Consider the following 12,729-nt stretch of genomic DNA (forward strand, 5'->3'; position numbering starts at 1 on the left):
GCGCGCAAGACTCTGAAACAGTTCACACTTTTTCGGAAGCAGTTGATGCGGCGCGCTCCGTCATGATGGCCGATCCGACGGCTGCCCTATCCCTGGCCGAGCGTGCGGAAGTATTGGCTGGTCAGCTCATAAATAATGAACGTGATGAAGCATTGGCAACGGCCGAATGGCTACAGTCCGAAGCGTTGACCCGCATGGGGCGTGCCGAGGATGCACACCCGCACGCCCTCGAGGCGCTAGGCCGATTGGGCGAGGCTCCGGCCGAGACAAAACTGCTGGCTGACATCTTCACCTCGCTCGGGCGGATCGAGAAAGTATTGGGCGCGCACGGCGAGGCCCTTGAACATTATCAGCGCGCTTATGAAATCTATCGCGATGTTGGGGAGCTTCGCAGCGAATCGATCGCACTCCAGTCCATGGCGTCCGTCTATTCCGACGCCCGGCAATATGAGCGCGCCGTTGAGTATTTCAGGGACGCGCTTGATCGCTATCAGGACCCGGCGCTTGATCTTGCGGCCCACAATAATCTGGCAAACGCCCTGACCCAGCTCGAGCGCTATGATGAGGCCGCCGCGTCCTATGCGCAGGCGAGGGCGCTCGCAGACGCCATGGGCAGCGCAATCCTTGAAGCACGTGTGCTTAACAACCTGGCCAATTTGCAGCTCGAGTTGGCGGATTATGACGGGGCAGACGCGACGATTGATGCGGCTTTCAGCCTCGTCGCTGATGACGGCACGTTTGAATGGGTCCGGTTCTTCTGGGGTGTGCGCGCGCAGATCGCCTATGGCCGCGGTGACCCTCAAAGCGCTGTCAGATTCCTTGGCGTCGCTTTCCGCGATGTCGAGATCGCGACGACATCGCAGAACTTCATGGAATTGCACGGGAGTGCAGCAGAGATTTATGCCGCCCACGGCGACTGGGGCTTGGCCTACGACCATTTGCAGGCGTTCAAACGCCTGACCGACGAGCGGGCGGCTTTCGCGAGCTCGGCCAATAGCGCTCTGGTGGGGGCCCAGTTCGACTTCACGGAACAGGAACTCGAAATCCAGCAATTGCGTTCCGAGGGCCTTGAACAGGCGCTCGAACTGGCCCGGGCGCGCCAGGCCCGCAACATGATGATTGCCACGGGCATCGGTGTGCTCTGTCTCGTCATTGCCGGGATCGTGTTTGCCAGAAGCCGCGTGGCGCGTGCGAAGGCGCGGGCATTGTCAGACAGCCTCTATACGGACGCCAGTACGGGGCTGCCCACCCACGCGGCCATGCTTCGCGACCTGGCCGGGGTCATGGCCAGGACGGGCAAGGCGCCGGTTGTCATCGCGGTCCAGATCAAGCGCCGCAAGCATTTGTCCGGCGCGCTCGGTTACCGGGTCTATTCGCGTTTTGAGCAGGCCGTTGCTGACCGCCTGGCCGGTGGCAATTATCCGGTGACGGTGTACCGGCTCCTGCCGGGATTGTTCGGATTGCTGCAGCCCTCCGCCGACACGCGCGAGGCCTGCGCCGTGGCCCGGGATGTAACAGGATTGTTCGAATCCGCCGTCCAGGTCGACGATCTCAATATCGATGTCGGGATCATTTGTGGTCTGGCACGGGACGACGATGCAGAGACCGCCATTCGCCAGGCTCATCTGGCGATCGATCAGGCGCGCAACCACAATCAGTCCCATGCCGAATTTGATCCGGACATGTACGGCAATCCCGCGGCGAACCTGTCATTGATGAGCGAAATGATGCGGGCGACGGAAAAGGGTGAGATGTCGCTCTATTACCAGCCAAAGCTGAAAGTACGTACCGGGCAGTATGAATCCGTGGAAGCGCTCAGCCGCTGGTTCCATCCCGAGCGGGGCTTCATTTCGCCGGATCAATTCATTCCGCAAGCCGAGGAAACCGGGCATATCCGGCCCTTCACCGAGTGGGTTTTCCGGCAAAGCATCGAGGACCAGAAACGTCTGCTCGCCGAAGGAAAGCCGATCGCCATCGCCATCAATATTTCCGGCGCCTTGGTCGGCGATCCGGAATTCGCGCGCACAGTCCGTTCCATGATTGTCAGTGCCAGCGGACCGATCACGCTCGAAATCACCGAGACGGCCGTGATGACCAATCCGGAGAAGGCGATCGAGCACCTCAATGCGTGGCGTGAATCCGGCGCCCGGATCTCCATCGATGATTATGGTACCGGCCAGTCCTCGCTGGCATATCTGCAGATGATCCCCAGCGATGAGCTGAAGCTTGACCGTCAGTTCGTGTCCAACCTGAATGCCAATGCGCGCGGCCGGATGCTGATAAAGTCGACCATCGACCTGGCGCACAATCTTGGTTTGGAGGTTGTCGCTGAAGGGGTCGAGACAGAGCCCGATTTTGCCGCGCTGAAGCTTCTAGGCAGCGACTGGATCCAAGGCTATCACTTGTCCAGACCCTTGCCGTTTGCCGAGCTGACAGAGTTTCTGGCAACGCCGGAAGAGACGATCCTGAGGTCTCAGTCTTCCTGACGGCCTGGCGCGAAAGTGGTGCGTGTCACGGACTTGCAGGCTGAAGCCCGTCTTGCTTCAGGCGCCAGACCAGCAGGTCGATGCGGTCCTGTCCGAAGAAGGGTTCGCCCTTCCAGACCAGGGTCGGGACGCCCCAATGACCGGCGGCTGTGAGGGCTGCCTCATTGTCGGCGAGGATGGCATCGAGGCGGTCTGCATCGGTTTCGGCGGTCGAGATCAGGGTGTCTGCATCCAGTCCGCAGCCGGTCAGTGCATCCTCAAGGGTGCCCGCTGCCGTCCAGTCTTCACCGGACCAGATTTTCGATGAAATTGCCGACAGTGCGGCGAGGCCTGATCCTGTTTCCGCCGCGGCCAGTCCGATCCGGGTCAGGCGGTGGATGTGCGGCTGGTCGGGCGCGGCGCGCTTGCGGTCGGCCTGCATCAATACCGGGTCGGGCGAGGGCAGGCCGATCGGCATGCCGAGATACTCGGCCAGGCGCAGCACGTCGGTGAGCAGATAGCCCATCCACATCGGGTCTTCGCGCTCGAAGAAGTCGGGCTGGCGCAGGGCCAGGGGCCGCACCGGCCGGACATTGATGGTGAGATCCCACTCCGCTTCCAGCGCCACGAGGCGTGGCAGGGCGAGATAGGAATAGGGGCTGCGAAAGGACCAGAACAGGTCGACAAGATGGGGCATGGCGGCAGTCTAGGGCCGGCTGGGCGCCAGACAAGCAAAAGGGCGGGGCCCTGCGGCGCCCGCCCTTGCTGTTCGGCTGTATGGCCCGGTCTAGCGGACCTGGTCGCGCAGCGTGTTGAGCTGGCTGGCCACTTCCTGGGTCGCCTGGGTCATCTGGTCGACGGCTTCCTTGCCGCGCGCCACCGACTGGCCGGAACCGCGAACACCATCGAGGATTTCCTTGACCTCATTGTCGAGCGCCGAGATGCGCGAGGCAATGTCCTCGGTGGCCTTGGCGGTCTGGCCGGCCAGCGCTTTCACTTCACCGGCGACAACCGCAAAGCCGCGACCGGCATCGCCGGCGCGAGCGGCCTCGATGGTCGCGTTCAGGGCCAGAAGATTGGTCTGGCTGGCAATCGCTTCAATCGTCGACAGGATGGCGTTGATGCGCTGTGAGGCGTCGGTGAGGGCCTCGACGCGGCGCTCGAGCACCTGGCTCGATTCCTCGACCTGGTTCATCGCATCGCGGGCCACCTGGGCAGCCTCGGCGCCCTGCGAGGCGCGGGCCGCTGATTCGCCAACGGCTTCAGCGATGGCATTGGCGTCGGTGGTGGCGCCCTCATGGGCAGAGGCATCGTCGGTATAAGCGTAGGCGTTCATCGGAGGGGTGTCCCTGATTGAAATGTCAGCCATCAGCAATAGCGGTAGTTGGTAAACGGAATGGTAAACGGGCCAGCCAATTTTCCGCCTATTTTGGGTTAGTCATATTGAATAATGCAACTTATAAGGGTATTCATTATCGGGCATGGAGACCGATATGAGATGGCTTGGCTTGACCTTGGCATGCTTGGCGGCCTGCGGGCCGACGAGTGCCGTACAACAGGAAGACAATCAGGGAGTGCGGGCGACACACACTGGAGCCGTCCCGTCATCCGGACAGGCGGCGCGGCCTGTCGGGGACAACTACGGGGACAACTACGGGGCCGACTACGGGGCCGACTACGGGGCCGGTCAGGCAACGCTCCGGCCTGACGGCGAATCAGGCGAGCGCGGACGCTTTGTCGCGATGTCGGGAGCGCTGACCCTGACCATCGAGACCGAAGCCGGACCGCTGGAGGTCAGGCTCGCGGAGGTCGACACGCCGATACCGGACGAGACCCGGGCCTGGCTGGCCGATCAGGTGGCGGGTCGTGACGTCGAACTTGTTTATTCCGGTTTGCGCCGTGACCGCTATGACAGGGCCCTGGCGCAGGTTCTCGTGAGTGGGGATGCCGCCGCTGACTGGCTGCAATACCGGCTGGTCGAGGCCGGGTTGGCGAGGGTGATGAGCCATGCCGACAACCAGGCCCAGGCGCCGATCCTGCTGATGACTGAAGCGCGGGCGCGCCGGGACAGGCGGGGGCTGTGGGCCCGGCCGGACCATCAAGTCCGCGACACCCACCCGGACGCGCGGGCGCAGGATGTAGGGTCTGCCCAGATCGTTGAAGGTCGTGTCCTGGAGGCGGTCCGGCTCAATTCCGGCCGCATCTACCTCAATTTCGGAAGCGACTATCGCACGGACTTCACGGTCCGCATTGATGCGCCGGACAGTCAGGCCTTCCTCGATGCCGGATTAACCCCTGAGGCCATGACAGGCAGGCGCGTGCGGGTCCGCGGATGGCTGAGCGACGAAAACGGGCCGATGATCGTGATCGATCACCCGGCCCGCATCGAATTGCTGGAAGAGGACGCGGCCGCATCGCAGCCGCGATAGGAGAGCCGCTCAGGGCAGGGATCGCCAGCGCGAGTCCATACTCCGGCTCCATACTCTGGCTCCATACTCTGGCTCCATACTCCGGCTCCATACCCTGGCCCGGACCTTCGCGCGCACACGGGCCTCAGGCCAGGCTGGACGCAGACCTCCAGGCGTGTCGGGGCGTGTCGAGCTTTGCGTATCAGGCCCTGGCGCTTCAGGTGTCGTCGCGTCAGGCGTCCGGAAGGAGGCCCGCTTCATACGGATCGCCCACGGCCGCCGTCAGGTGTCCACGCAGCTTGTCGAGAGCCGCATTCTCGATCTGGCGCACGCGTTCCTTGGAAATACCCAATACGTCGCCAAGGCTGGCGAGGGTAGAACCTTCCTCGTTGAGGCGGCGCTCGCGAATGATGAATTGTTCGCGCGGGTTCAGCCCATCCAGCGCCTGACCAAGCCAGGCTGAGCGGCGCTCCGTGTCGGTGCGGTTCATGACCTCCTCTTCCGGCGCCACGCTCTCATCGACCAGGAAGTCCTGCCACTGGCCGTCCTCGCTGTCGCCGACCGGCGCGTTCAGGGACCGGTCGGATGCGCTCAGGCGCATCGCCATGCTCTCCACGTCCCTCTCACGCACTCTCAGGTCCTTGGCGATGCGCTGGCGATTTTCCGGCGTGATCGAGCTGCCGTCGAGATCGCCAATATTCGCGCGCATCCGGCGCAGGTTGAAAAACAGCGACTTCTGGGCCGATGTCGTGCCGGTTCGCACGATCGACCAGTTGCGCAGGACGTAGTCCTGGATGCAGGAGCGGATCCACCAGGTGACATAGGTAGAGAAACGAACATCGCGCTCGGGGTCGAAACGGTCGGCGGCTTTCATCAGGCCGATATTGCCTTCCTGGATCAGGTCGGAGAAGGGCAGGCCATAACGCTTGAACTTGGCGGCCACGGCGATCACCAGCCGCATATGGGCTTCGGTCAGCTCATGGAGGGCTTTTTCGTCGCGATCGTCTTTCCAGCGGCGGGCGAGATCGGCCTCGTCCTCGCGGGACAGGAGATCGCGGGCCATCGCCGATTTGACGAAACGCTGCTCGCCGGCATCGCGGGCGGCAGACGGGTGGGCAGAACGTGCAGTGGCGGCCTTGGCGGTCGTCATGGTGGTCCTCCTTGGTTTCAGGAGGTCTTACGTCCGTACCGGATGTTCGGATCACATGGCGGCAAGGCGGGCAGATCACGGGCCCACCATTTTCCCCGGGCGCAGACCCGGGGCCGGCGAAACCGTCCAGCCCGCGATGAGCCTCGCGTCGGTCCCGGATCGCGCTGACGCGGGTCCGGGAAAAGTGGGCGGAGGCGCTATGAAGGATTGGCGCCCGCGGCGCCCACTAAACCATACATCCCTTGCCAGGATGTCGCCGTATCCGGTTTTCCAGGTCAAGGGCCGCGCAGCGGCCGCTTCGCGGTTTCACCCTTGAGCTGGAAAACCGGATACGGCCCGCTGGCTGTCATGGGATTAATGGCCTACTCCGCGCACCGTGCGCGAAAAATGGTGCGTGTCCCCATTTATTCTCGCCGCTTGCTTTCGCAGGCCTTCCGGTTGGGATGGTAAGGCTAGGGCGGCCTGCTGGGTGGTCGAGGTCCCCCGGATGTCCGCTTTGCGGCCACCGGGGGATGACGTCGAGATCGCATCATCCGATGGCCAGCCCGCGGCACCCCAAAACGAAAACGCCCAGCCAATTGGCCGGGCGTTTCGTGTCAGTTTCGCGGCTTGATCGGGTGGATCAGGCGGCAACTTTCTTGGCGAGGGAGGTCGACAGCATTTCGCGGGCGGCCTCGTGCTCGATATTCTCGACGGCAGCGAGTTCGCGAACCATGCGGTCCAGGGCCGACTCATAGAGCTGGCGTTCGGAGTAGGATTGCTCCGGCTGGTCTTCGGCACGGTGCAGGTCGCGAACGACTTCGGCGATCTGGATCAGGTCACCGGAATTGATCTTGGCTTCGTATTCCTGGGCCCGGCGGCTCCACATGGTGCGCTTGACCTTGGCCTTGCCCTTCAGGGTCTTCAGCGCGTCCTTGACGATCTTGTCGCTGGAGAGCGGCCGCATGCCAGACGCTTCGGTCTTGGCGGTCGGCACGCGCAGCGTCATCTTGTCCTGCTCGAAGGTGACGACATACACTTCGATGTCGAAGCCTGCGACGCTGTCTTTTTCAACACCCGTCACGCGGCCTACGCCGTGCGCGGGATACACAATAAAGTCGCCCTTTTTGAAAGACTTGTCGTTTTTCGTCATGGATGCTCTCTCGTTGGGCCTTGCTGCCACGGAAACACAAAAAGTCGCAGATCGCTCTCAAAGGAATTCCGGCACCCACCCGGCTCTGAGATCGAAAATTCTGCGCGCAAATCACCGTGTAGAAAGGCGGGCGGCGCGACAGGCGCCTCCCATCAATGTGGCCAACATAGCATAAAATTCGGCGATTTCCAAACGGTAGCGCTTGGTTAACCCGAAACGGCTAGTCGCCGCTGCCCGGTTTCTCGGAGAAATATTTCTCGTATTTGCCGGTCTCCTCGGCCATCGCGTCGGCGTCGGCGGGGGCGTCCTTGCGCAGCGTTATATTGGGCCAGGTCTCGGCGAATTTCGAGTTGATGGCCAACCACTTGCCGTCCTTGTCGTCCTCGGTGTCGGGCTTGATGGCCTCGACCGGGCATTCCGGCTCACAGACGCCGCAATCAATGCACTCGTCCGGATGGATCACGAGGAAATTCTCGCCCTCGTAGAAGCAATCAACAGGGCAGACTTCCACGCAGTCCGTATATTTGCAGCGCACGCAGGCGTCGGTGACAATATAGGTCATGTTGGCCGGAACTTCGTTGGGGACAGGTTCAAAGGCAGGGTTGCTGGCGGGACATGGGCCGCGAAGGCGTTTTTGTCAACGGGTCCGCAGTCGCGCTTCTGCACGTGTGCGGGCAAAGATGCGGTCCCGGTCATCGACCGCCAACAGCGGCCCGATACGCCGGATGAAGGCATCTTCGAAGGGCGATTTCTCGCCATCGGCCAGCGCGACCAACCATAATTGCTCGACCAGCCCGATCCGTTCCTGGCGGGACAGGCAGGCCTTGACCACCTTGGTGAAGCGGTGGTGATCAACAGCGCTCTCGGCCAGTTCCTCGCCCTGTTCCAGCACATGCGCGACGCGTGCCGCTGACAGGCCGAAGGCGCCGGACAGGATGTCGCGGATCTGGTCCTGCTCGCAATCGGCATAGATGCCGTCGGCGAGGGCCGCTTCCACCAGCAGGGTGCAGGCAGCGACATGGGGATCGGTCTCGGGCCGAAGATCGGCGTCGGCCGAGGCGAAGAAATTGCGGATGGCTTCAAACATGGCTCGGGTCCAATGGTCAGGCGTGTGTGGTGCTTTCGGCGGACTGCGTGTCATCGACCAGGCGATACAGCGCCTGCGCCTCGCTCGCCGGACCGCGCCTTGTGCCCAGCGCCCGTATCTCCAGCCGCACGATCCCGCCATTGCGCGGCAGGGTCAATATGTCGCCTGCGCGCACCAGCGTGGAGGGCTTGTTGATCTTGCGGGTCTGGCCGCCACTGGTGATCCGCAAGCGGCCTTTCTGGACGATGGCGGTGGCGAGGCTGCGGGTCTTGAACTGCCGGGCCTGCCACAGCCAGACATCAATGCGTATCCCGTCACCCATCTCGCTCATCGACAGGCCTTCACGATGCCTCGTCCGGAGATGGCTTGGTGGTGGGCGTTTCGGGCGTGGCAGCGGCGCCGGCCTTAGCCTCGGCCTTCACGTTGGGTGCTGCGTCCGCAGCCTGTTCCGGCTTGGCTTCGGACTTGGTGCCACCCTTGCGGCGTTTGCGCGGCGGGCGTGGCTGGCGTTTCGGCGCTTCCGGCAGGGCCAGGGCCGCCAGCGCTGCGAACGGGCTGTCGGACAGGTCCACAGGAGCCGCGGCGGCTTGCGCCGGCTTGCGGGCACCGCGGCGCTGACCTCCCTGGCGCTGGGCCCCGTCCTGCTGGCCACCGTCCTGGCGACCGCTGCCGGGATGCTTGCTGCGACGCCGGTCCCAGCGCTCGCCTTCAGCTTTCTCCGGGTCCGGCCCCTGCTGGATGCGGCGATATCCCAGGGCGGACAATGTGCCGCGCAGATCCTCGACCGAACAGCCCAGCACGGCCGTCATGTCGGCGGTCAGCGGGAAACCCTTGCCTTCGTCCTTGCCGGCTTCGCGCAGCGTGTCGGCGAGGCGTTCCAGCATGTCGAAGCGGACCGCACGTGGACCGCAGGGCTGGAAGCCGACGGCGGCATAGTCGGCCCGGGTGCGGGAGCGGTCATTGGCAATCGAGGTCAGACCCGGGGCCGGCATCCAGGCCAGGTCCGTGCGACCGGCCGCGACCGCGTGCAGCAGCGCGTTGAGACGCGCCGGCGCCGGTTTGACCAGCTCGGGGACATAGATCATGTGCTCGCCGATGCGCACGCCAGCGGCGCGCAGGGCGCGTCGTTCGACCTGGGACAGGTTGCGCACATCATCGCTGACCGTCAGCCGGGGCAGGGCACCACCGGCCTCATACAGGCGCCAGGCCAGGCCACGGGCGAGACCGGGCATGTCGTCAGCCTGACCGGCATCGCGCAGCCGGAACAGCGGCGCCAGCCGGGCTTCGATATGGGCCGTCAGACTGGCTTCCAGGCCGGCCCTGGCGCGTGACTGGGCTTCGGGCGCACCGAGGTCGCCACCGATCAGCTTGATCGCCGGCTTGAGAGGCGACGGGCCGGCGATGAGCTGGGCGACGGCTTCGCCGCCCACACTGATCTGGCCGTCATCGGAGAAAGTAAGATCGTCCATGGTGATTGTCGCCAGCGCTCCCAACCGTCGGTTTATTTCAGGGCGCAACGCGCGAAGCGCTGCCGATTTCAGGGTCCGGGCCGCGAGCTCGCGACCCTGGGCATCCGGATTGAATGTAAGGCCGACCAGACGGCCGACGAAATGGCCTTCTACCGTAACCTCGCCATTGCTGGCGACCCCTGCCAGCAAATCTCTCTCATCGCGCAGCCCTTTCACAAGTGCGCTGGTGCGCCGATCGACGAAGCGCTGCATCAGGCGTTCGTGCAAGGCGTCGGACAGGCGGTCCTCGATCTCGCGGGTGACGCCACGCCAATGGGCGGGGTCGCGGGTCCAGTCGGCGCGGTGGGCGGCATAGGCCCAGGTGCGCACATGCGCGAGACGGGCAGCGAGGGCATCGACATCGCCCGAGGTCTTCTTGAAGCGTTCCAGCTGGCCGGCCATCCAGTCATCGGGCAAACGTCCGCCCGGACCGGTCAGGTGCAGATAGATCGACTTGATCAGCCTTGCATGGGCGTCCAGCGTTGCCTTGCGGAAGTCGGGCAGGCGGCAGGCATCCCACAGGCGGCGCACGGCGGCCGGGGAGGTGACGCGGTCGCGGATCTCGCGATCAGTCGCCAGCACACCCAGGGCCTTTTCGTCGGAGGCTTCGCCAACCCGTTCCAGCAGGCGGTCACGCGAAGGTTTGCCCAGCGTGAACTGGAGCGCCTCCAGTGAGCGTTCGTCGAGGTCGGGGTTACGCCATTGCAGTTTCTCAACCGGTGCGAAGCGATGGCTTTCGATGGCTTCCACCCGGTCGGGATCAAAGGGGCGGCAGTCGGCCGTTTCGCCGAATGTGCCGTCATTGCGGAAGCGACCGGCGCGGCCGGCGATCTGGGCCATTTCTGCGGCGGTCAGCTGGCGACGGCGGCGACCGTCAAACTTGCGGCTCTCGGCGAAGGCGACATGGTCGATATCCATGTTCAGCCCCATGCCAATGGCATCGGTGGCGACCAGGAAGTCGACCTCGCCGGACTGGTAGAGCTCGACTTGGGCATTGCGGGTCCGGGGCGACAGGCCGCCCATCACCACCGCCGCCCCGCCGCGGCGGCGCCGCAGCAATTCCGCGATCGCATAGACCGCCTCGGCCGAGAAGGCGACAACCGCCGAGCGGCGTGGCAGGCGGGTCAGGTTGGCCGGGCCGGCATAGGTCAGTTGCGAGAAGCGCTCGCGATAGGTGATCTCGGCCTCGGGCACGAGTTCGCGCACCATGCGATACATGGTGCCCGCGCCCAGCAGCATGGTCTCTTCGGTGCCGCGGGCGCGCAACAGACGGTCAGTGAAAACATGCCCGCGTTCGGTGTCGGCTCCCAGCTGGATCTCGTCGACGGCGACAAAGGCGACCCGTTTTTCCACGGGCATGGATTCGACCGTGCAGATGAAATAGCGGGCATTGGGCGGGACGATCTTCTCCTCACCCGTGATCAGCGCCACTGACGCGACGCCCTTGGCCTTGACCACCCGGTCATAGACTTCGCGGGCCAACAGCCGCAGCGGCAGGCCGATCATGCCGGAGGCACGGCCCATCATCCGCTCGACGGCGAGATGGGTCTTGCCGGTATTGGTCGGGCCGAGGGCCGCCGTGACCTGGCCGGGCTCGTTGCGGTGAAGCGCCATGCGCTACTCCTCACACACAAGGCCCGTCAGGGGCAATCCTGTGTGAGCGGGCGGGCTGTGCGAGGATCAGTGTTCGGCGATCGAGCGGGCGACGATGGTCACGCCACCAAAACCGGCATTGGTCCGGATGCGCACGGGGACATGAATGTCGCCGTCATGCACGGGGGCCAGCCAGAAGGTGATCGGGCGGGAAATGTCCTCGTCCGAGGGGAATTCGTCGGCCTCATAGCCGGAGACCGGCTCGTAATAGGCGTGACAGACCACGGCATCGCCTGACCAGGCCCGGGTGCGGACACGGTCGGTGCCGCCATCTTCAAAGCGCAGGTTATAGCGGGCGCGGCCGTCAAAGACCGGCAGGCTGCCGTCGCAATGGGAGGTTCCGCGCTCAACCGCGCCCAATCCCATTGCCAGAAGAGTCGACAGCGGATCAGCGGCGCCGGCGCGTTCTTCGTCGGTCGCAGGCGGTTCGCCCATGGAGCCGAAGGGCGGCTCGATATCCGGGGTGGCAATGCCGTCAGGGAAATCGATCGCCACGACCCGGTTCTTCGAGCTGGCATGATTGAGGTGGCTATAATGCCAGGGGCGCAATTGTTCGCCCTCGCGATAGCCGCTGACACCGGCCTCGATGTCGGCATCGGTGAAAAGTGCGGCCAGTCCGGCGGCGGTGAATCGCGCCGAGGCCTGGTAGGTGTCGTCGGCAAACTGGCTGGACACCACGATATTGGCGACCTGGAACACCATTACCGAGCCGGCATACTGGACTGTCACGCCCTGGGTGGCTGCTGTGGAATCTGCCATGGCGGCGTCATCAGCAATGGCGGTCGTGGGCGCCGCGAGGGCTGCCAAGGCCATCGCCCCGTAAATCCAAGTCTTTTTCACGCGAAACTCTCCCGATCCGAGCCCCCAAGGCCCTAACCCATATGGTAGTTCAACTGCAATAACTGATCCAATCCGACTGCAAGATGAACGCGGCGAGCTTGACGGCCCGCAATACCTCCTTTATTTCGCCCGCTCTCGCACTGGTCGCAATACCGGTGCGCACGGATTTTTATATTTGAAAGGTGCGATTATGGCGCGTCGTTGCGAACTGACGGGAACTGGCGTTTTGACGGGAAACAATGTTTCTCACGCTCAGAACAAGTCCCGCCGCCGTTTTCTGCCGAACCTGTGCGATGTGACCCTAGCTTCTGAAAAGCTCGGTCGTGGCTTCAAGCTGCGCGTTGCGGCCAAGGCCCTGCGCTCGGTTGACCATGTCGGTGGTCTGGACGTCTACCTCCTCAAGGCCCGTGACGAGACGCTCTCGGACAAGGCCCTGAAGATCAAGCGCGACCTGAAGAAGGCCATGGCTGCCTAGGCACCGGACGG

The 12,729-nt window shown here is 63.9% G+C and carries 12 protein-coding genes; 3 read left to right on the forward strand and 9 right to left on the reverse strand.

The annotated features are described in order from the left end of the window. The first annotated feature begins 62 nt into the window (after positions 1–62). Positions 63–2,486, forward strand: a complete 2,424-nt coding sequence (locus ACN0X9_RS10025; protein ID WP_417487462.1) for an EAL domain-containing protein — start codon at positions 63–65, stop codon at positions 2,484–2,486. A 25-nt stretch (positions 2,487–2,511) separates the two neighbouring features. On the opposite strand, the gene ACN0X9_RS10030 is transcribed toward ACN0X9_RS10025, so the two are convergent. Beyond that, complete coding sequence (locus ACN0X9_RS10030) at positions 2,512–3,162, reverse strand: 2-hydroxychromene-2-carboxylate isomerase (RefSeq protein ID WP_417487463.1); 651 nt, start codon at positions 3,160–3,162, stop codon at positions 2,512–2,514. Positions 3,163–3,252: 90 nt separating this feature from the next. Then, positions 3,253–3,801, reverse strand: coding sequence for a methyl-accepting chemotaxis protein (locus tag ACN0X9_RS10035; protein ID WP_011644236.1), 549 nt, complete (start codon positions 3,799–3,801; stop codon positions 3,253–3,255). Positions 3,802–4,039: 238 nt separating this feature from the next. Between ACN0X9_RS10035 and ACN0X9_RS10040 the strand changes: the two genes are divergently transcribed. Next, a complete protein-coding gene (locus ACN0X9_RS10040; protein WP_417487464.1) occupies positions 4,040–4,894 on the forward strand; it encodes a thermonuclease family protein in 855 nt (284 codons plus the stop codon). A 211-nt stretch (positions 4,895–5,105) separates the two neighbouring features. Here the strand turns inward: ACN0X9_RS10040 and ACN0X9_RS10045 are convergent, their stop codons facing one another. The 7 genes from ACN0X9_RS10045 to ACN0X9_RS10075 form a co-directional block, all read right to left on the reverse strand. Continuing rightward, positions 5,106–6,023, reverse strand: coding sequence for an RNA polymerase factor sigma-32 (locus ACN0X9_RS10045; protein ID WP_417487465.1), 918 nt, complete (start codon positions 6,021–6,023; stop codon positions 5,106–5,108). Between the two features lie 622 nt (positions 6,024–6,645). Then, the gene (locus ACN0X9_RS10050; protein WP_417487466.1) at positions 6,646–7,155 is read right to left on the reverse strand and encodes a CarD family transcriptional regulator; all 510 of its coding nucleotides are present in this window, start codon (positions 7,153–7,155) and stop codon (positions 6,646–6,648) included. Positions 7,156–7,375: 220 nt separating this feature from the next. Continuing rightward, positions 7,376–7,717, reverse strand: a complete 342-nt coding sequence (gene fdxA / locus ACN0X9_RS10055; protein WP_323761659.1) for a ferredoxin FdxA — start codon at positions 7,715–7,717, stop codon at positions 7,376–7,378. Between the two features lie 75 nt (positions 7,718–7,792). Beyond that, a complete protein-coding gene (locus ACN0X9_RS10060) occupies positions 7,793–8,242 on the reverse strand; it encodes a TerB family tellurite resistance protein (protein ID WP_417487467.1) in 450 nt (149 codons plus the stop codon). Between the two features lie 16 nt (positions 8,243–8,258). Further along, entirely contained in the window at positions 8,259–8,573 is a 315-nt protein-coding gene (locus tag ACN0X9_RS10065) for an RNA-binding S4 domain-containing protein (RefSeq protein ID WP_417487468.1), read from the reverse strand. Positions 8,574–8,583: 10 nt separating this feature from the next. Then, the gene (locus ACN0X9_RS10070; protein WP_417487469.1) at positions 8,584–11,364 is read right to left on the reverse strand and encodes a helicase-related protein; all 2,781 of its coding nucleotides are present in this window, start codon (positions 11,362–11,364) and stop codon (positions 8,584–8,586) included. 66 nt (positions 11,365–11,430) lie between these two features. After that, the gene (locus ACN0X9_RS10075) at positions 11,431–12,243 is read right to left on the reverse strand and encodes a DUF3108 domain-containing protein (RefSeq protein WP_417487470.1); all 813 of its coding nucleotides are present in this window, start codon (positions 12,241–12,243) and stop codon (positions 11,431–11,433) included. Between the two features lie 190 nt (positions 12,244–12,433). On the opposite strand from ACN0X9_RS10075, the gene rpmB reads away from it, so the two are divergent. Then, entirely contained in the window at positions 12,434–12,718 is a 285-nt protein-coding gene (gene rpmB / locus ACN0X9_RS10080; protein ID WP_323761654.1) for a 50S ribosomal protein L28, read from the forward strand. The last annotated feature ends 11 nt before the right edge of the window (positions 12,719–12,729 follow it).

The sequence above is a fragment of the Maricaulis sp. genome (genome assembly GCF_048268525.1).
In the GTDB taxonomy this organism is placed as follows: domain Bacteria; phylum Pseudomonadota; class Alphaproteobacteria; order Caulobacterales; family Maricaulaceae; genus Maricaulis.